Raw genomic sequence first — 19,238 nt, 5'->3', positions numbered from 1 at the left:
TCCGGGCTTTGCTTCGCAAAGCCCGGAAACTGGGGTATCAACTGGTGGCTGCCTGAGTGCTTAAAAAACAGTGGGTTGCATTTTGTTTGATGAGAGCGGGCAAGCCCGCGAAGAGGCCCTAGAGTCAGACCCGGGCCTTGAACAGTTCCTGATGCTGGCGGCACTGCTCGGCAGTCAGCATGAATACCCCATGCCCGCCGCGCTCGAACTCCAGCCAGGCAAAGTCCACCTCGGGGTACAGCGCCTCGACATGCACCTGGCTGTTGCCCACCTCGACAATCAGCAAGCCCTTGTCGGTCAGGTGGTCCGCCGCTTCGGCCAGCATGCGCCGCACCAGGTCCAGGCCATCGTTGCCACAGGCAAGGCCCAGCTCGGGCTCATGGTGGTACTCGGCCGGCATGTCGTCGAAGTCCTCTGCGTCGACATACGGCGGGTTGGACAATATCAGATCGAAACGCTGCCCCGGCAAGCCGCCAAAACCGTCGCCCTGCACGGTGTACACGCGCCCGTCCAGGCCGTGGCGTTCGATGTTCTGGTTGGCCACTTCGAGCGCTTCGAACGACAGGTCGGCCAGCACCACCTCGGCCTCGGGGAACACGTCGGCGGCAACGATGCCGATGCAGCCGGAACCGGTGCACAGGTCGAGAATGCGCGCCGGTTCGCTCGCCAGCCACGGCTCGAAGCGCTTCTCGATCAGCTCGCCAATCGGCGAGCGCGGCACCAGCACGCGCTCGTCTACGATGAACGACATGCCGCAGAACCAGGCTTCGCCCAACAGGTAGGCGGCCGGCACGCGTTCTTCGATACGGCGCTTGAGCAGGTGCTGCAGGCGTACCCGCTCGTCGTCCTCAAGCATGCAGTCCAGGTAGCTGTCGGCCACCTCCCACGGCAGGTGCACCGCCCCCAGCACCAGCAGGCGGGCCTCATCCCAGGCATTGTCGGCACCGTGGCCGAAGAACAGGTCGTGCTCGTGGAAGCGGCTGACCGCCCAGCGAATGTAGTCGCGCAGCGTGCGCAGGCGGGATGTGATCACGGGGTACTCCTAATTCAGACCGGACAAAAGTCTAACAGCCCCACTCGCACATTTGTTCCTTTGCATTGCCCAATGGCTAGCCACAGGCCAGTAACCATGCCGCTTACGTTGTCAACCATTCCCATTGGCGCCAAGGCAGGGGACAATAGGTATACAAAAGCCCTATCCAAGGAGCCCTTGATGTCCGTTCCAACCACGATGTTCCGCCTCACTGGCCGCGACTACCCGCCGGCCAAGCTGAGCCACGCCAGCCTGATCATCATCGATGCGCAAAAGGAGTACCTCAGCGGGCCCCTGGCGCTGTCGGGCATGGACGAGGCCGTGGCCAACATCGCCAGGTTGCTCGACGCTGCGCGCAAGAGCGGCCGTCCGATCATCCACGTTCGCCACCTGGGCACTGTCGGTGGCCGCTTCGACCCACAAGGCCCGGCTGGCCAGTTCATTCCGGGGCTGGAGCCGCTGGAAGGCGAAATCGTCATCGAAAAACGCATGCCCAACGCGTTCAAGAACACCAAACTGCACGAGACCCTCCAGGAACTGGGCCACCTGGACCTGATCGTCTGCGGTTTCATGAGCCACTCCAGCGTCAGCACCACGGTACGCCGCGCCAAGGACTATGGTTACCGCTGCACCCTGGTGGAAGACGCTTCGGCGACCCGCGACCTGGCATTCAAGGATGGGGTGATCCCGGCCGCGCAGATCCACCAGTGTGAAATGGCCGTGATGGCCGACAACTTCGCTTGCGTGGCGCCCACCGCCAGCCTGATCTGAGCGGCCAGGTAACCGCCCGGCAGCCGGGCGGAACCCGATGGGCGGCCCCTGGTCGAATTCCGGATATCCACAGAGGAAAGCGGAATGAAGCTCAAAGGCAGTTTCGACGCCAAGCGCCTGCGCCCGCGCCAACCGCGTAACTGGGGCGCCCGCCTGGCGGCCGGCCTGTCGGCCCTGCTGGCCACCTTGGGCGTACTGCTGGCGATGGCAGGCGTCGCCGGCCTGCTGGGCAATTACCCTGCCCTGGCGGAACTCAATGCCAACAAACCGCTGGCCGGTATCCTCACCGTAGCCGGCTTGCTGCTGCTGTGGCTGGGCGTGCGCTTCTGGCGGCGCAGCCGCATTCGCCTGCGCCGCGGGCGCGAGCTGAACCTGTCGCCGCACCTGATGAAGAAGCATGATTGACAGGGCTGTGTTGCCTGTAGCGGCCTCTTCGCGGGCATGCCCGCTCCCACAGGTACCGCGCAGCCCTCAGTCCCTGTGATAGCCCTGTGGGAGCGGGCGTGCCCGCGAAAGAGCCCGCACAGGCTGCATACCGCCCCACAGTCGCGTAAACTACGCCGCCCACGTGGAGGCATCATGCAAGACGACGATTTTTCCCTGTTCAAGGCCGAAGTGCGCGGTGTCAAACCGATCAGTCACGACCGCGCCGAAGTCGGCAAGCCCAAGGCCGACCGCCAGAAGCTGGCCGGCCTGCGCCAGGCGGCGACCGTGCGCAGTGACAAGGCGCTGGTGATCGACGGCATGTCCGACCAGTTCGTCATCGACGTTGGCGCCGAAGACGAGCTGCTGTGGCGCCGTGATGGCGTGCAGGAAGGCCAGCTGCGCAAGCTGAAGCTGGGGCAGATCCCGTTCGAGGGCAGCCTGGACCTGCACGGCATGACCGTGGAAAAAGCCCGCGAAACCCTGTGGGACTTCATCGCCGAAGCCACCAGGCTGGAAGTGCGCTGCGTGCGGGTTACCCACGGCAAGGCCGCGCGCCTGGACGGCAAGCGCCCGATGATCAAGAGCCACGTCAACACCTGGCTGCGCCAGCACCCGCAGGTGCTCGGTTTTGCCTCGTGCAACGCCCGCCACGGCGGCACCGGCGCGGTGTATGTGATGCTCAAGCGAACCATGCTCGAAGGCCGCGACGAGTAACGCCGCGCTTGCAGCGCCGCCCTCACCGCCGTACCCTTCGTTTTTGCGATTTTTTCCCACAGGTAGATCCATGTCCCTGGAACAGAACTACACCGAGATCCTCAGCCAGATTGGCGAGGACGTCTCCCGTGAGGGCCTGCTCGACACGCCCAAGCGGGCTGCAAAGGCGATGAAGTACCTTTGCCGCGGTTATGAGCAAACACTGGAAGAAGTCACCAACAATGCGCTGTTCAGCTCTGACAACAGCGAAATGGTGCTGGTCCGGGACATCGAGCTGTATTCGATGTGCGAACACCACATGCTGCCGTTCATCGGCAAGGCGCACGTGGCTTACCTGCCCAAGGGCAAGGTACTGGGCCTGTCGAAGGTGGCGCGCATCGTCGACATGTACGCCCGCCGCCTGCAGATCCAGGAAAACCTCAGCCGCCAGGTTGCCGAGGCCGTGCAGCAGGTAACCGGTGCCGCCGGCGTTGCCGTGGTCATCGAAGCCAAGCACATGTGCATGATGATGCGCGGTGTCGAAAAGCAGAACTCGACCATGATCACCTCGGTGATGCTGGGTGAGTTCCGCGAAAACGCCGCCACCCGCAGCGAGTTCCTCAGCCTGATCAAGTGATTGGCTGCTGACCCCGAGCCGACCCTGCCGGGTCGGCTTTTGCATTTCAGGAGTTCCCCATGATCGTCAAAGCCCTGCGGGTTGGCCTCGGCCAGCTCATCGTGTTCGGCGACTGGATCAGCCGCCCGGCCAAGCGCAAGCGCGACGCCGCCGCCCAGGCTCGCGTCGAGCAAGCGGCCAAGGGCCTGGCGCTGTACCAGTTCCACGCCTGCCCGTTCTGCGTCAAGACCCGCCGCACCCTGCACCGTTTGAACGTGCCGGTGGCGCTGCGCGATGCCAAGAACGACCCGCTGCACCGCCAGGCCCTGCAGGAAGGTGGCGGCCGGGTGAAAGTGCCGTGCCTGCGCATTGAAGAAGCGGGCAAGGTGACCTGGATGTATGAGTCCAAGGCGATCATTGCCTACCTGGATGAGCGGTTCGCTTCGGCCTGACAGTTTGCAGGCAGCCTGTACCGGCCTCTTCGCGGGTAAACCCGCTCCCACACGGATATCACTGGACCTGAAGTCAGCGGGGTACCTGTGGGAGCGGGTTCACCCGCGAAGAGGCCGGAACAGGCTAAAGATCAACCCACCATCGGCACATGCCGCGGGTGGCTGCTGACGCGCTCCAGCCAGGCCCGCACCGCCGGGTAATCGGCCAGGTCGAACCCACCCTGATGCGCCACGTGGGTATAGGCATACAACGCCACATCGGCAATCGAATACTGCTCGCCGACCAGGTACGGCGTCATCTGCAACTGCCGCTCCATCACCCTCAGTGCCTTGTAACCACCCTTGTGCAGCTTGCGGTACTCCTCCACGCGCTCGTCCGGCAACCCCAGGTAGAACTGGATGAAACGCGCCACGGCAATGTACGGCTCATGGCTGTACTGCTCGAAGAACTGCCATTGCAGCACCTGGGTGCGCAGGCGTGGCTCGGTGGGCAGGAACTCGCTGCCATCGGCCAGGAAGTTGAGAATGGCATTGGATTCCCACAGGTAGCTGCCGTCCTCCAGCCCCAGCACCGGGACCTTGCCGTTGGGGTTCATCGCCAGGAACTCGGGCGTTTCGGTCTCGCCCTTGAGGATGTCCACCGGGTGCCATTCATATGGCCGGCCCAGCAGGCTCAACATCAGCTTTACCTTGTAACAGTTGCCCGACTGGTAGTCGCCATAGACCTTGTACATCGCCCTTCCACTCCCAAGCAGTTCTGCATTTGCGCCCAATAGTTGGCGACTGTACGGCTAAAAGCAATGGCCGCTGTATGGCAAGGATCAACCTTGCTCGCTGTAGTCTGAAAAAACTGCTTACACCTTTACAAGGATTTTGTTCATGACCGATGCCACTTCGGCACGCCTGCGGCCCCTGGCAGACAGCTCCCCCTCGGCGGTTGTCGCCGGCTTTATCGCCATGCTCACCGGCTATACCAGCTCGCTGGTACTGATGTTCCAGGCCGGGCAGGCCGCCGGGCTGACCAGCGCGCAGATTTCATCATGGATCTGGGCACTGTCGATCGGCATGGCGGTTTGCAGCATCGGCCTGTCGCTGCGTTACCGCACACCGATCACCGTGGCCTGGTCCACCCCCGGCGCCGCCTTGCTGATCACCAGCCTGGGCGGGGTCAGCTATGGCGAAGCGATCGGCGCCTACATCACCTGTGCCTTGCTGGTGCTGGTCTGTGGCCTGACCGGCAGCTTCGAGCGCCTGGTCAGGCGCATCCCGGCTTCGCTGGCCTCGGCGCTGCTGGCGGGCATTCTGTTCAAGATCGGCAGCGAAATCTTCGTTGCCGCCCAGCACCGCACCTTACTGGTACTGGGCATGTTCTTCAGCTACCTGCTGGTCAAGCGCCTGTCGCCGCGTTACTGCGTACTGGCCGCCCTGCTGGTGGGCACGGCGCTGTCTGGCGCCCTGGGCCTGCTGGACTTCAGCGGCTTTCGCCTGGAAGCGGCCACGCCGGTGTGGACCACACCAAGCTTCTCGCTGGGGGCGACCATCAGCATCGGCATTCCGCTGTTCGTGGTGGCGATGACCTCGCAGAACATGCCGGGTGTGGCCGTGCTGCGAGCGGACGGCTATCAGGTGCCGGCTTCGCCGCTGATCTCGGCCACCGGTTTTGCCTCGCTGCTGCTGGCGCCGTTTGGCTCGCACGGGGTCAACCTGGCGGCGATCAGCGCAGCGATCTGCACCGGGCCGCACGCCCATGAAGACCCGGCCAAGCGTTACACCGCGGCGGTGTGGTGCGGGATTTTCTATGGTATTGCCGGGGTGTTCGGCGCGACTTTGGCGGCGCTGTTTGCGGCCCTGCCGAAGGAACTGGTGCTGTCGATTGCGGCGCTGGCGCTGTTCGGCTCGATCATGAACGGGCTGACCGTGGCCATGAGCGAAGCGCGTGAGCGGGAGGCGGCGGTGATTACCTTCATGGTTACCGCTTCGGGGCTGACCCTGTTTTCGATCGGCTCGGCGTTCTGGGGGATTGTGGCGGGAGTGCTGGCCTTGATGATCCTCAACCCGCGCAGGGCCTGAAGGTATTTGTTGCCTGTACCGGCCTCTTCGCGGGCACGCCCGCTCCCACAGGGAACACACAATATTCAGCATTGTGGTATCCCTGTGGGAGCGGGCGTGCCCGCGAAGAGGCCGTTACATGCAGCACAACGCCCCGAGGCTGGCTCACAACCTGAAATGCCCCACCATCCCCTTCAGGTCGGTGCCCAACTGCGCCAGCTCAATACTCGACCGGGCATTATCCTGCATCGCCAACGCCGCCTGATCGGCACTGCCGCGGATCTGCGTGACGCTGCGGCTGATCTCTTCCGCCACCGAGCTCTGCTGCTCGGCCGCCGCGGCAATCTGCTGGTTCATCTGCTGGATCAATGACACCGCCGCCGCAATGCTGCCCAGCGCGCTTTCGGTGTGCAGCGCATCGGCTACCGCAAGGCGCACCAGCTCGGTGCTGCCGCGAATCTGCGCCACCGACTGCTGGGCATTACCGCGCAGGCTGGCGACCAAGGTCTCGATCTGCTCGGTAGACTGCCGGGTGCGCCGCGCCAGGGCACGCACCTCATCAGCGACCACGGCAAAGCCACGCCCTTGCTCACCCGCCCGAGCCGCTTCGATAGCGGCATTCAGCGCCAGCAGGTTGGTCTGTTCGGCCACGCTCTTGATCACTTCCAGCACGTCGCCAATGGTGTGGATCTCGGCACTGAGGCTGTCGATACCGGCGCTGGCCGTCTCCGCCGCCGCCGCCAGCTGCTCGATGCGCTGCATGCTCTGGCGCACCACCTGCTGCCCGGAATCCACCTTCTCATCCGCAGCCTGGGCCGCCTGCGCCGCCTCTTCGGCATTGCGCGCCACATCGTGCACCGTGGCGGTCATCTGCTGCATGGCCGTGGCCACCTGCTCGGTCTCTTCCTTCTGGCTGCCCACCTCGCGGTTGGTCTGCTCGGTCACCGCCGACAGCGCCTGCGCACTGCCGGCCAGCTGCTCGATACCCTGCTGCAAACCGCTGACAATGCCCGACAGGCCCTCCGCCATCTGCTGCATGGCCTGCATCAGTTGCCCTACCTCGTCACGGCGTGGCGCCTGGGCGTCAAAGCCCAGCTCGCCAGCGGCAATGCGCTGGGCGCGGGCGATCACATGCTTGAGCGGCCCGACTACGGCGCGGGTGATCAGCCAGGCCGCCAGCACACCCACCAGCAGCGCCAATGCCGTGGCCAGGCCGATGGCCACGGCATTGCGTTGCAGTTCGCCCTGCAGGGCCTGTTCCTGCCCCAGATAGGCCTGGTCAACCCGACTGGTGACTTGCTCGGCACTGGCCTGCAGCTGCGCCTTCAAGCCCTGCTCGCGGGCCAGCTGGTCGGTGTATTCGTTGAGTTTTTCCGAGAAGCTGCCAATGTGCCCGGCCACTTCGCCCAGCACACTCTGGTAACCGGCATCGCTGACGGCGCCCTGCAACTGGCTGACCAGACTGGCGGCCTCGACAGTCTGGGCAATACGTTCCTGGCTGACGCCCTCTTCGCCCTTGCGGCTTTTTTCCAGGCGTACTCGCGCTTCGTCCATGGCCTGCAGCATCAGCCGCGAAACCTGCGCCACCTGCGCGGCCTGCTCAAGGAACGCGCCGCCCTGCTGGCCTTGGGACTGCTTGAGGGTATACACGCCGTCATCGGCAAGGCCGGCCTGCAGCACGTCGAGGTTGTTGGCCACGCTGGACACCGACCAGCTGGCCATATCCAGCGCCAGCTCCTTGGCCTGCACTGCCTCGACAAAGGCTTCGAATGCCTTGCCATAGGCCGCCAGGTCGGTTTCCGCCGCCGCCAGCGACGGCAGGCCACGGGCACGTTCGGCCAGGCCCTGCAGGCCGCTGCGCAAGGCCTCGGCCTGCTGCAGGTCGGAGCGCAGGGCAAAGGCCTGCTCGTGCTGGCGCAAGCGCAGCAGGTCGGTATTGAACTGGGCCAGCTGGCGCAGGCTGTCGAAGCGTTGGCCAACACTGTGCAGCGCGGCAATGCCGATGGCCGCCACCGCCAAGGTCAGCACCAGCACCAGGGCGAAGCCCAGGCCGAGTTTGCGGGCCATGCCCAGGTTGGCCAGCACACCGTGCTTGCTCGCGCCCATGCCGATTCCCCTTCTGCGTGCGAGGTTATACCGAAGGCCAAGGGTGGCAACGATGCCAGCCGATGGACAAGGGCCTGACGTCAGAATAGTGTCAAATAGCTATGAGCGTGTCGCTATCAGCTTGGCAGAGGTCGCCCTGCGTGCTGAAGGAAGGCCTGGGCGCGAGCGTCCTGCCCATAAGCGACATTGATGCGCAGCCAGTCGTGGGTCGCACCCTGGTAATCGAAGGCGCTGCCGGGGGTGAGCAGCACATCGTGTTCCAGCGCCAGGCGCTCCAGGCTGGCGAAATCCCGGCCTGGCACGCGGGCCCAGACGAACATGCCGCCGTAGGGCTCGCAGAACACCTGCCAGCCCGCCTGTTCCAGCTGGCCGAGCAGCCGGGCCATGTGCTGCCCCAAGCGCACGCGCAGGCGCTGCACGCTCTTGCGGTAACTGCCGTTGGCCAGCATCTGCCCCACCACCTGCTCGGCAAAGCGCGAGGTGCCGATGCCGCTGACCATCTTCAACTCGGCCAGGCGCGCCAGCAACGCCGGCTCGGCGACCAGGTAGCCGACCCGCAGCGAGCTGCTGAGGGTTTTCGAGAAGCTGGCCATGTAGATCACCCGTTGCTCACTGTCGAGAGTAGCCAGGCGGGTGGCCGAGCCCTCCTGGAAATCGGCGTAGATATCGTCCTCGATGATGCGCAGGTCATGCTCGCGGGCCAGCTCCAGCAGGCGGTAGGCCACCTTGGGCGTCAGGCTGGTGCCGGTGGGGTTGTGGTACAGGCTGTTGATGAACAGGCAGCGCGGCTTGTGCGCGGCCAGCAGGGCTTCGAGGGCGGGCAGGTCCGGGCCGTCGGCGGTACGCGGTACCGGCAGCATGTGCACCTGGTGCTGGCGCAGCAGGTTGAACAGGTTGTAGTAGCCGGGGTTTTCCACCAGCACCGTGTCGCCCGGGCGCAGCAGGGTGCGCACCAGCAGGTCGAGGCCGTGGCTGGCGCCGTGGGTGGTGAGGATGCGTTCGGGGCCGGCGGCGATCCCCAGTTGCGCCAGGCGTTTGTGCAGCTGTTGGCGCAGGCTGGCCAGGCCCAGTGGCGGGCAATAGTCGAACAGGTCCTGCGGGTTGCCGCGGCTGACCTGGCGTACTGCCTGGGCCAGTTCGGTGGCGGCGCGCCAACTGCTGGGCAACCAACCACAGCCCAGCTTGAGCAATTCGTCATGGCCCTCGCGGAACTGCCGCCAGCTGCCGTCGCCGGCCTCGCCCCAGGGTTGGGCGTCTTCCACGGCCAGGCCGGGTTTGCGCTCGGCGACGAAAAAACCGGTGCCGTGGCGGGCCTCCAGCCAGCCGCAGGCGACCAGGCGGTCGTACGCCTCGATCACACACGACGCACTGACCGCCTGGCTGCGTGCCAAGGCCCGGATCGACGGCAGGCGCGCGCCGGGGCGCAGGCGTTGTTGGTCGATCCAGGTTTGCAGGTGGTCGGTGAGTTGCTGCACCAAGGGGGTGGGGCTGGAGCGGTCTAGGGGCAGATGCATGGGGCAAGTGTTCGCTGGTTTTGAGCAAACAGTTAAGCATAAAAGGGTTGTAGGTGTGTCTGGTGAGGGGAATGGGCCGGCATCAGAGTGGGCAGGGCCGGCCCTTTCGCGGGTGAACCCGCTCCCACAGGGATCGCACCAACCCGAGAACGGTGCAGTACCTGTGGGAGCGGGTTCACCCGCGAAAGGGCCAGTACAGACACTACAGAACCAGGATTCCTACCATGCCCACCGCCCCGGCCCGCCTGGCGTTCGCCCTCTGCCTGATCACCCTGGCCGTCAACCTGCAGGCCCCGCTGTACATCACCTACGCCGACCTGTCCGGCCAGGGCGCCGCCGCCACCGCGGTGGCTTTCTCCGGCTATGTGCTCGGCGTACTGCCCGTGCTGCTGGCCCTGGGCGGGCTGGCAGACCGGGTTGGGCGCCGGCCGTTGATTCTTGCCGCACTGGCCTTGTCGATGGTCGCCACCGTGCTGATGCTGCTGGCCCCCAGCCTGCAAACCCTCGGCCTGGCGCGCCTGTTCCTCGGCCTGGGCACCGGCCTGGCCTCGGCCACGGCCACCGCCTACATGGGTGAGCTGATGGGTGGCACGGACAATGCCCGCGCCGCCAACTGGGTTACCGCCAGTACCTCGCTGGGCTTTGGCCTGGGCGCGGCGCTGACCAGCCTGTTTCTGCTCAGCGGCCCCAGCCTGACCCCAGGCAGCTTCCACCTGCAATTGCTGCTGGCGGTGCTGGCCATGTTGCTGGTGTGGCGCCTGCCCGACACCCGCCCGGCACAACGCACCCCCATGCTGCGCCTGCCCTGCTACCCGCGTGGCAGCGTAGCCTATGGCTTGGCCATTTTGCTGGCGTGGGCCTGCGTGGGGCTGGTGATCGCCCTGCTGCCCGGCATCCTGCGCCAGCATGGGCTCAGCGCCTGGTCGGGGTTCTCGACCTTTTGCGTGATCAGCTGCGGGTTGTTGTTCCAGCCCATGGCCCGGCGCCTCAGCAGCCGTAGGGCCACCTTGCTGGGGCTGGTGATATTGCCGTGCAGCTATGCCGTGCTGGCCTGGGGAGCAGACAGCGGCCGGCTGGGCGCAGTGTTGCTGGGGACTGTGGCGGCCAGCAGCGCGTGCTACGGGTTTATCTACCTGGGCGGGCTGGCGGCGGTGAATCAGCTGGCTGGAAGCGAAAAGACACGGGCCAGTGCCGGGTTCTTCCTGCTGGCGTACCTGGGGTTCAGCCTGCCAGTGATCTTCACCGGATTACTGAGTGACCGGCTGGGGTCGCGGTTGGCGTTGCTGGTGTTTGGTGGGGTGTTGATGGTGGGATGTGTGGTTGTAGGGCTGGCATTGTGGTGGTCTGCCAGGGCCTCTTCGCGGGCTTGCCCGCTCCCACAGGGGTATCACCAGCCCTGAGGCCAGCGGGGCACCTGTGGGAGCGGGCATGCCCGCGAAGAAGCCGACGCGGTTTCGGCTCAGATCGCCGTAGCCCCACCATCCACCGTCAGGCAATGCCCGGTAGTAAACGCCGCACCGTCGCTGCACAGGTACAGCACGGCGCTGGCAATTTCCTCGACCTTGCCAATGCGCCCCACCGGGTGCATGGCAGCGGCAAACTCGGCCTTGCGCGGGTCGGCCTCATAGGCGCGGCGGAAAATGTCGGTGTCGATCACCGCCGGGCACACCGCATTCACCCGGATGCCCTTCTTGGCGTACTCGATGGCCGCCGACTTGGTCAGCCCGATCACCGCGTGCTTGGAAGCGCTGTAAATGCTCATCTTCGGTGCCGCGCCCAAGCCCGCCACCGAAGCGGTATTGACGATCGCCCCGCCGCCCTGGGCCAGCAGCAACGGCAGCTGGTACTTCATGCACAGCCACACACCCTTCACGTTGACGCCCATGATGGCATCGAATTCCGCCTCGCTGCCCTCGGCCAGGCGGCCCTGCTCGATTTCGATACCGGCGTTGTTATAGGCATAGTCCAACCGGCCATAGGCGGCGATCAGGCGCTCGTGCAACTGGCGCACCTCGGCCTCGCGGGTAACGTCACAGGCAATGAACAGCGCCTCGCCACCCGCCGCGTGAATCGACGCCACAGTAGCCTCGCCACCGGCCGGGTCGAGGTCGGCCACCACCACCTTCAGGCCCTCCTGGGCGAAAGCCAGGGCGGTTGCCCGGCCGATGCCGGCGGCACCGCCGGTGACCAGGGCTACCTGGCCGGAAAAGGTCATGCTCATAGCGTGCTCCGAAGCGTGCTTGGTGGGGTTCAGAGCATAGTCAGCCATCACCCGGCCGGGCAGCATCATCACCCCACCGGTTGGGCTACCATGCTTGTCAGTGATGTTAAGGACCTGCCTACATCAACAAGGTAGATTTAATGCCTCCCCCCTCCACTGCTCACAAGGACTCGCCATGACCCATACCAACCGCCGCTTCCTGCTCGCCAAACGCCCGGTCGGCGCCGTGCGCCGTGACGACTTCAGCTTCGAGACCGTGCCCGCCGAACAACCCGGCGAAGGCCAGGTACTGGTACGCAACCTGTACCTGTCGCTGGACCCGGCCATGCGCGGCTGGATGAACGAAGGCAAGTCCTACATCCCGCCCGTGGCCCTGGGCCAGGTGATGCGCGCACTGGGTGTTGGCGAAGTGGTTGCCTCCAACCACCCGGGTTTCAAACCAGGTGACCACGTTAGCGGTGCGCTGGGTGTGCAGGACTATTTCACTGGCGAACCCCAGGGCCTGCACAAGATCGACCCCAACCTGGCGCCGCTGCCGCGCTACCTGTCGGCGCTGGGCATGACCGGCATGACCGCCTACTTCGCCCTGCTGGAGGTAGGCCAGCCCAAGGCTGGTGAAACCGTGGTCATTTCCGGCGCGGCCGGCGCGGTGGGCAGCATCGTCGGGCAAATTGCCAAGATCAAAGGCTGCCGCGTGATCGGCATTGCCGGCGGCGCCGAGAAGTGCCAGTACCTGAAGGACGAACTGGGCTTTGACGGGGTGATCGACTACAAGGCCGAAGACGTGCTGGCCGGCCTGAAGCGCGAGTGCCCCAAAGGCGTGGACGTGTACTTCGACAACGTCGGCGGCGACATCCTCGACGCCGTGCTGACCCGCATCAACTTCAAGGCTCGCATCGTGATTTGCGGCGCAATCAGCCAGTACAACAACAAGGAAGCGGTGAAAGGCCCGGCCAATTACTTGTCGCTGCTGGTGAACCGCGCGCGCATGGAAGGCTTTGTGGTGATGGATTACGCCAAGGACTATGGCAAGGCCGCGCTGGAGATTGCCGGGTGGCTGGCCAGCGGGCAGGTGAAGAGCAAGGAAGATGTAGTGGAAGGCCTGGAGACCTTCCCCGATACATTGCTGAAGCTGTTCAGTGGTGAGAATTTTGGCAAGTTGGTGTTGAAGGTGTGAGATTGAGGTAGCCAACACTGGCTTGCCGGCGATTGGGCCGCACAGCGGCCCCGGCAATATCTGCATCAACGCTGAAACCCTGGGGCTGCGTTGCGGCCCTATCACGACAAGGCCGCGTCTACAGGACGGGGTATGCCTTGAGATCTCGCCATAAACCCGTGTTGTGGCACATTCGCCGCTTGCAGTTTCCCTCGCCAGACTTAAATTCAGGCATCCACAAGCACCCATTGCGCAAGGCAGCGAAAAGGTGGGCAACCGATGCAGCAACGCTTGAATACCGGCCTGGACTTTTGCAGGATCGTCGCCTGCTTCATGGTGGTAGTTCTTCACATCGCTTCGGCCGGGGCAACCCAACTGGATGACAACTGGATGTCCTCCAATATCTACAACTCGCTGGTCCGGTCTTGCGTACCGCTTTTCCTGATGCTGTCCGGCGCCCTGCTATTGAACCGCTCGGAAGGTGCCGTCAGGTTCTATCAGAAGCGTTTCGTGCGCATACTGCCGCCGCTGCTGTTCTGGTCTGTGTTCTACACACTGTGGCGGGCTGAAATGGGCGTCGGGCATGGCAGTGTGTGGCAAGCCGCACTGGCCATGCTCCAAGGCCCCGTCTACTACCACCTCTGGTACTTGTACGCGATCATCGGCATCTACTTGTTCATGCCGTTCATGGCCAAGGTCTACCAGCATTCCGGCCCACAGGAAAAGCGGGTTTTCCTGGCCCTGTGGCTAGCGGTCAGTTGCCTGCTCCCCACCTTCGCGCAGTTCGCTCCAGCGCTGGCCAACCTGACCGTTACCTATGAATTGTTTTCGTTCATGGGGTTTGCGGGTTACGCATTCCTGGGGGCTTATGTATTCGAACACATTCGGCTGCATGGCCCTGGCAACGCCTGGGTAAACCTTGGCGGGTTCTTCGTCAGCGGTGCCCTGACCGCCGCCGCCACCCACGCCCTGTCGGTGCTGCAAGGCGTGCCCAGCCAGGTCTTCTATTCCTACATGTCGCCGCTGGTGGTGCTGGCCGCCATCTGCGCCTTCCGCCTGCTTATTGCACTGGGTGGCCAGCTGGTATGGCATAGCAAGGTGCTAGCCAAGCTGTCTGGCTGCACGCTGGGGCTTTACTGCTTGCACGTGTTCATCATGAACAGGGCCAGCATCGTCTATGGCCCGCTGATCGAAGGGCATTCACTGGCGTGGCTGATACCGCTGCTGGCGGTGGCGGTATTCGTGTTGACGCTGATACCGATCTACCTGATCAGGCTGATCAAGCCCGTGCGCGTCGTGATCTGACCGTCGAAGCCACACCTGCTCCCCAGGTATCGCACTCGCTCCAAAGGTTGTGTTCTTCTGTGCCAGGCAGCCGGAAACAAAAAAGGCCAGCACTTTCGTACTGGCCCTTTTCAATGATACGGCTACTTACCCGCGAATCTCCGCCACCACCGCAGCCAGCGCCTGTGCCGGGTCGGCGGCCTGGCTGATCGGGCGGCCGATTACCAGGTAATCCGAACCCGCATCCAGTGCCTGGCGCGGGGTGAGGATACGGCGCTGGTCGTCCTGCGCACTGCCCGCCGGGCGAATACCCGGGGTCACGAGTTGCAGCGACGGATGCGCCGCCTTCAGCGCCGGGGCCTCCAGCGCCGAGCACACCAGGCCGTCCATACCGGCCTTCTGGGCCAGCGCCGCCAGGCGCAGCACCTGCTCTTGCGGGTCGACATCCAGGCCGATGCCGGCCAGGTCTTCACGCTCCATGCTGGTCAGCACGGTCACGCCAATCAGCAGCGGCTGCGCGCCGCTGCGCTTGGCCAGCTCTTCACGGCAAGCCGCCATCATGCGCAGGCCACCGGAGCAATGCACGTTGACCATCCACACCCCCATCTCGGCCGCAGCCTTCACCGCCATGGCGGTAGTGTTGGGGATGTCGTGGAACTTGAGGTCCAGGAACACTTCGAAGCCCTTGTCGCACAGGGTTTCGACAATGCCCGAAGCGCTGCTGGTGAACAGCTCCTTGCCAACCTTGACCCGGCACAGCGCAGGGTCAAGCTGGTCAGCCAGCTTCAGGGCGGCCTCACGGGTAGGGAAATCCAGGGCGACGATCAGGGGCGTCTGGCAGGCGGACATGGGCAGGGTCTCTTGGCAAGTCGAAAACGGCGCGCATTGTAAACGAAGTGGCGCAGGCTTTGGGGCCCGCGGGTCACGGAATTGGCCCGGCAGTGGCTGGCCCCTATAATTGAACCAACGGAACGGGCAATTGCTCAATATTCGTACAAGCGCTGCCCATCACCAGCAAAGGAGAACGACAATGCCCTGGTATGCCTGGCTGATCCTCATCATAGCCCTCGGCTCGATCGTTGGCGGGCTGATGCTGCTGCGCGATACGGCAAAAAAACTGCCACTGACCGAAGAACAGCTACGCAAGGTCCATGAGCGCAATGCCGAAGCGGATGCCAAGGACGCGCAAGACCGCTGAAAGGTCAAAGCAAAGGGCTTATTGGCCATTTATTCAGAGCAGTATTTTGACGGCAGGCTAAGCAAAGAATTAACTTACTGTTTTATTTGATATTTATTGGGCGCACTTTGCGCCACCTTTAGCGACACAAGGCCGCGCCTACAAAGGATTGCATACCGATAGAACTCCCATGTCGGCCTGCATCCGCGTATACCCTGCAGGAGCGGTCTTGTATCGCGATGGGCTGCAAAGCAGCCCTGGTTTCAGAAGGCAACCCTAAACCGCCAGGCTCACCCTCCCCCTACTTACTCCACTATCACCTTGTCCCGGTTACGCTCCAGCAACGCATTGCCAATGCCCTTGATCTCCAGCAACTCATCCACCGAAGCAAACGGCCCATTGGCCTCCCGGTAGGCCACGATGGCCTCGGCCTTGGCCTTCCCTATGCCGTTCAACTCCTTCTGCAAAGTCAGCGCATCAGCCGTATTCAGGTCCAGCCGCTGCGGCTGCTGGGCCTGCTGCTGGCTTACCACCGGCACCGGCTCGGGCACCGCCGTGACGTTGGCCGGGGCCGCGCTAAGGGAAAAGGACAGGCTGGCGAACAGCGGCAGCAGCAGGTACGACAGAACGTTGTTACGCATGGTGAACACTCCTTGGGTTGGTCATTTACCAGCAGCCGTTTTCCTTCGGCTGCGCAATCAACCCTAGCGGCTCTGCCATTTTGCAAACAGGCACTTGGCCCAGTTAATCGTTACCGAATCCGACATAAAAAAAAGCAACTTCGCCTACCCAAAAATGATGGCGTTACGCCATGTTTCAGGTTAACTTCATGAAACAAAGGCGATGGCAAATCGCCGCTAGGTAAATTCCCGTTTAACCTAGGTTTCATTCAGACCAATCGCTGTTGTTTTTCCCACAAGCCTTGCCGGACAAGGCCCCCATCCTTTCGTCGTATACATCAGTCAAATTTACGTTATTGGCATGATGCCTGAATAACATCAAACAATCGTTTTTTCTGATGCAACTTTCGAAAATAGGATCCAATCCATCGATAGATATAGCCAAATTCGCACGCTCAGGGGAAAAAAACGTGCCAGATGGGATGTCATATTGATGACGAAGTGATAAATTTGCGTTCATTGGACAACCGCTACGCTTGAAGGATCCGAGCCAACATGAATTTTTCTTCACCCCCGTCCCCCCCCGCGCGCTTTTTCGTGCGTAGCGTTTCCCAGGCCACCCCCCCCGGCCGATTTGCATGACCCCCGCGTTTCGCACCCGTAGCACCTGATTCAACCGCCTTCACTCACCCAAAGAAGACCGTCGCCGTGTCCCTCAAGACCCTCACTGTATTTGGCACCCGCCCAGAGGCCATCAAAATGGCCCCCCTGGCCCTCAACCTTGCCCAGGACGACCGTTTCGAGTCGCGCGTTTGCGTAACTGGCCAGCACCGCCAGATGCTCGACCAGGTACTGGAGCTGTTCGAGATCACGCCCGACTACGACTTGAACATCATGAAGCCCGGCCAGGACCTGACCGACGTGACCACGGCCATCCTGCAGGGTCTGAAGCCCGTGCTGGCCGAGTTCAAGCCCGACGTGGTGCTGGTGCACGGGGACACCGCGACAACCCTGGCTACCAGCCTGGCGGCGTACTACCAGCAGATTCCGATTGCCCACGTGGAGGCCGGCCTGCGTACTGGCAACCTGTATTCGCCATGGCCTGAAGAAGGCAACCGCCGCCTGACCGGCGCATTGGCCGCCCTGCACTTCGCGCCGACCTCTACTTCGCAGGACAACCTGCTGCGCGAAGGCACCGACGCCGCGACCATCTACACCACTGGCAACACTGTGATCGACGCGCTGCTGGAAGTGGTCCGCAAGCTGGAAAGCCCCGCGCTGAAAAGCCAGTTCGAAACCCGGTTCAGCTTCCTGAACCCCGAGCGCCGCATGGTGCTGGTCACCGGCCACCGCCGGGAAAACTTCGGTGGCGGCTTCGAGCGCATCTGCCAGGCGCTGGTACAAACCGCGCGCCAATTTCCTGACGTGGATATCGTTTACCCGGTGCACCTCAACCCGAACGTGCGCGAACCGGTCAACCGCCTGTTGGCCGACGTCAACAACATTCACCTGATCGAGCCGCTGGACTACCTGCCGTTCGTCTACCTGATGACCCGTTCCTACCTGATCCTGACCGACTCCGGCGGCATCCAGGAAGAAGCCCCTGCCCTCGGCAAACCGGTACTGGTCATGCGTGACACCACCGAGCGCCCGGAAGCCGTGGCCGCCGGTACCGTCAAGCTGGTGGGTACCGATGTGGAATCGATCACCGGACACCTGGCGAAACTGCTCACCGACGAAACGACCTATCGCGAGATGAGCTTTGCCCACAACCCCTACGGCGATGGAAAAGCGTGCGCGCGAATCCTCGACGCACTCTCCGCCTTCTCTAACTCCAAGGACGCAGCATGAGTTTCAATAAAATTTCCGTCGTAGGCCTGGGTTATATCGGCCTGCCAACCGCCGCCGTTTTCGCCGCCCGCAAAAAGCACGTGATCGGTATCGATGTAAACCAGCACGCTGTCGACACCATCAACCGTGGCGAAATCCACATTGTCGAGCCTGAGCTGGACATGGTGGTACACGCTGCGGTAACCGAAGGCTTCCTGCGTGCCTCCACCGTTCCGGAAGCTGCCGACGCCTTCCTGATCGCCGTACCAACCCCGTTCATGGATGACCACCAGCCGGATCTGAGCTACATCGAATCCGCCAGCAAGGCCATCGCGCCCGTGCTGAAAAAGGGTGACCTGGTCATCCTGGAGTCTACCTCCCCGGTCGGTGCCACCGAGCAGATGGCCTTCTGGCTGGCCCAGGCCCGCCCGGACCTGAGCTTCCCGCAAACCCACGGCGAGGATTCCGACATCCGCGTTGCCCACTGCCCTGAGCGCGTACTGCCAGGCCACGTTCTGCGCGAGCTGGTGGAAAACGACCGCATCATCGGCGGCATGACCAGGAAGTGCTCCGAAGCGGCCGTACGCCTGTACCGCACCTTCGTTGAAGGCGAGTGCATCGTCACCAACGCTCGCACCGCGGAAATGTGCAAGCTGACCGAAAACAGCTTCCGTGACGTGAACATCGCCTTCGCCAACGAACTGTCGATCATTTGCGACAAGCTGGACATCGATGTGTGGGAGCTGATTCGCCTGGCCAACCACCACCCGCGCGTCAACATCCTGCAGCCTGGCCCAGGCGTGGGCGGCCACTGCATCGCCGTCGACCCATGGTTCATCGTCAGCCAGACCCCAGAGCAGGCGCGCCTGATCCGCACCGCCCGCGTGGTCAACGACAGCAAGCCTGAGTGGGTGATCGACAAGGTCAAGATGGCCTTGGCCAACTTCCTGATCAAAAACCCGGGCAAGTCGGCCCAGCAAGTGAAGATCGCCTGCTACGGCCTGGCCTTCAAGGCCGACATCGACGACCTGCGCGAAAGCCCGGCCCTGAGTATCGCCGAGCGCCTGGGCAACGAGCTGGAAGCCACCCTGCAACTGGTGGAACCGAACATCGAAGCCCTGCCGCAGCGCCTGGCGCGCCACGAGCACGTGGAATTCGACTACGCGCAGGATAGCGCCGACATCCACGTACTGCTGGTGAAGCATCGCGAATTCCGCGGCACCTTCAATGTGCGTGAAGCAGCATTCGTGATCGACGCCGCAGGCGTTACCCAGGCTTGATGGATCAAAC

Annotated in this window: 19 protein-coding genes and 1 pseudogene; 12 read left to right on the top strand and 8 right to left on the bottom strand. The window is 63.4% G+C overall.

Annotation, left to right across the window (positions count from 1 at the left end):
- Positions 1-124: 124 nt before the first annotated feature.
- Positions 125-1,033 carry a 50S ribosomal protein L3 N(5)-glutamine methyltransferase gene (gene prmB, locus CAF70_RS18935; protein ID WP_015269350.1) on the bottom strand — a complete coding sequence of 303 codons (909 nt, stop codon included), beginning with the start codon at positions 1,031-1,033 and terminating at the stop codon, positions 125-127.
- A 180-nt stretch (positions 1,034-1,213) separates the two neighbouring features.
- Between prmB and CAF70_RS18930 the strand changes: the two genes are divergently transcribed.
- The 5 genes from CAF70_RS18930 (at position 1,214) to CAF70_RS18910 (ending at position 3,991) form a co-directional block, all read left to right on the top strand.
- On the top strand, positions 1,214-1,804 hold the full coding sequence (locus CAF70_RS18930; RefSeq protein ID WP_063911663.1) for a cysteine hydrolase family protein: 591 nt from the start codon (positions 1,214-1,216) through the stop codon (positions 1,802-1,804).
- An 84-nt stretch (positions 1,805-1,888) separates the two neighbouring features.
- The gene (locus CAF70_RS18925) at positions 1,889-2,209 is read left to right on the top strand and encodes a hypothetical protein (RefSeq protein ID WP_085626379.1); all 321 of its coding nucleotides are present in this window, start codon (positions 1,889-1,891) and stop codon (positions 2,207-2,209) included.
- A 174-nt stretch (positions 2,210-2,383) separates the two neighbouring features.
- Positions 2,384-2,944, top strand: coding sequence for a Smr/MutS family protein (locus tag CAF70_RS18920; RefSeq protein WP_085626378.1), 561 nt, complete (start codon positions 2,384-2,386; stop codon positions 2,942-2,944).
- A 70-nt stretch (positions 2,945-3,014) separates the two neighbouring features.
- Complete coding sequence (folE, locus tag CAF70_RS18915) at positions 3,015-3,560, top strand: GTP cyclohydrolase I FolE (RefSeq protein ID WP_013971502.1); 546 nt, start codon at positions 3,015-3,017, stop codon at positions 3,558-3,560.
- Positions 3,561-3,619: 59 nt separating this feature from the next.
- Positions 3,620-3,991 (top strand): glutaredoxin, encoded by a 372-nt coding sequence (locus CAF70_RS18910; protein WP_085626377.1) that lies wholly within the window; start codon positions 3,620-3,622, stop codon positions 3,989-3,991.
- 131 nt (positions 3,992-4,122) lie between these two features.
- Here the strand turns inward: CAF70_RS18910 and CAF70_RS18905 are convergent, their stop codons facing one another.
- A complete protein-coding gene (locus CAF70_RS18905) occupies positions 4,123-4,725 on the bottom strand; it encodes a glutathione S-transferase family protein (protein WP_085626376.1) in 603 nt (200 codons plus the stop codon).
- A 145-nt stretch (positions 4,726-4,870) separates the two neighbouring features.
- On the opposite strand from CAF70_RS18905, the gene CAF70_RS18900 reads away from it, so the two are divergent.
- Positions 4,871-6,061 (top strand): benzoate/H(+) symporter BenE family transporter, encoded by a 1,191-nt coding sequence (locus tag CAF70_RS18900; RefSeq protein WP_085626375.1) that lies wholly within the window; start codon positions 4,871-4,873, stop codon positions 6,059-6,061.
- Positions 6,062-6,205: 144 nt separating this feature from the next.
- Here CAF70_RS18900 and CAF70_RS28220 read toward each other — a convergent pair whose 3' ends face one another.
- The 3 genes and pseudogenes from CAF70_RS28220 to CAF70_RS18890 form a co-directional block, all read right to left on the bottom strand.
- Entirely contained in the window at positions 6,206-7,069 is an 864-nt protein-coding gene (locus tag CAF70_RS28220) for a methyl-accepting chemotaxis protein (protein WP_371915959.1), read from the bottom strand.
- Positions 7,064-7,594: pseudogene (locus CAF70_RS28215) on the bottom strand (HAMP domain-containing protein); the annotation flags it as partial. The gene CAF70_RS28220 and the pseudogene CAF70_RS28215, both read right to left, overlap by 6 nt.
- A 668-nt stretch (positions 7,595-8,262) precedes the next feature.
- Complete coding sequence (locus CAF70_RS18890) at positions 8,263-9,660, bottom strand: PLP-dependent aminotransferase family protein (RefSeq protein ID WP_085626373.1); 1,398 nt, start codon at positions 9,658-9,660, stop codon at positions 8,263-8,265.
- 224 nt (positions 9,661-9,884) lie between these two features.
- Here CAF70_RS18890 and CAF70_RS18885 point away from each other — a divergent pair, with 224 nt between their 5' ends.
- A complete protein-coding gene (locus tag CAF70_RS18885; RefSeq protein ID WP_085626372.1) occupies positions 9,885-11,060 on the top strand; it encodes an MFS transporter in 1,176 nt (391 codons plus the stop codon).
- Positions 11,061-11,119: 59 nt separating this feature from the next.
- Here the strand turns inward: CAF70_RS18885 and CAF70_RS18880 are convergent, their stop codons facing one another.
- Complete coding sequence (locus tag CAF70_RS18880; protein WP_085626385.1) at positions 11,120-11,881, bottom strand: SDR family oxidoreductase; 762 nt, start codon at positions 11,879-11,881, stop codon at positions 11,120-11,122.
- Between the two features lie 175 nt (positions 11,882-12,056).
- Here CAF70_RS18880 and CAF70_RS18875 point away from each other — a divergent pair, with 175 nt between their 5' ends.
- Both CAF70_RS18875 and CAF70_RS18870 read left to right on the top strand, forming a co-directional pair.
- On the top strand, positions 12,057-13,058 hold the full coding sequence (locus CAF70_RS18875; RefSeq protein WP_085626371.1) for an NADP-dependent oxidoreductase: 1,002 nt from the start codon (positions 12,057-12,059) through the stop codon (positions 13,056-13,058).
- 258 nt (positions 13,059-13,316) lie between these two features.
- Positions 13,317-14,342, top strand: a complete 1,026-nt coding sequence (locus CAF70_RS18870; protein ID WP_085626370.1) for an acyltransferase — start codon at positions 13,317-13,319, stop codon at positions 14,340-14,342.
- A 126-nt stretch (positions 14,343-14,468) separates the two neighbouring features.
- Here CAF70_RS18870 and pyrF read toward each other — a convergent pair whose 3' ends face one another.
- Positions 14,469-15,170, bottom strand: coding sequence for an orotidine-5'-phosphate decarboxylase (gene pyrF / locus CAF70_RS18865; protein ID WP_085626369.1), 702 nt, complete (start codon positions 15,168-15,170; stop codon positions 14,469-14,471).
- A 181-nt stretch (positions 15,171-15,351) separates the two neighbouring features.
- Here pyrF and CAF70_RS18860 point away from each other — a divergent pair, with 181 nt between their 5' ends.
- Positions 15,352-15,519 (top strand): DUF2897 family protein, encoded by a 168-nt coding sequence (locus tag CAF70_RS18860; RefSeq protein ID WP_010952850.1) that lies wholly within the window; start codon positions 15,352-15,354, stop codon positions 15,517-15,519.
- 284 nt (positions 15,520-15,803) lie between these two features.
- Here CAF70_RS18860 and CAF70_RS18855 read toward each other — a convergent pair whose 3' ends face one another.
- Complete coding sequence (locus CAF70_RS18855; RefSeq protein WP_085626368.1) at positions 15,804-16,139, bottom strand: helix-hairpin-helix domain-containing protein; 336 nt, start codon at positions 16,137-16,139, stop codon at positions 15,804-15,806.
- A 687-nt stretch (positions 16,140-16,826) separates the two neighbouring features.
- On the opposite strand from CAF70_RS18855, the gene wecB reads away from it, so the two are divergent.
- Entirely contained in the window at positions 16,827-17,969 is a 1,143-nt protein-coding gene (wecB, locus tag CAF70_RS18850; RefSeq protein ID WP_085626367.1) for a non-hydrolyzing UDP-N-acetylglucosamine 2-epimerase, read from the top strand.
- The gene (gene wecC / locus CAF70_RS18845; protein WP_085626366.1) at positions 17,966-19,228 is read left to right on the top strand and encodes a UDP-N-acetyl-D-mannosamine dehydrogenase; all 1,263 of its coding nucleotides are present in this window, start codon (positions 17,966-17,968) and stop codon (positions 19,226-19,228) included. Before wecB ends, wecC begins: the two co-directional genes overlap by 4 nt.
- The last annotated feature ends 10 nt before the right edge of the window (positions 19,229-19,238 follow it).

This window comes from Pseudomonas sp. B19(2017), assembly GCF_002113165.1.
Classification (GTDB): Bacteria; Pseudomonadota; Gammaproteobacteria; order Pseudomonadales; family Pseudomonadaceae; genus Aquipseudomonas.
The sequence above is the reverse complement of the archived record's forward strand: the minus strand, read 5'-3'. Positions and strand labels throughout refer to the sequence as shown.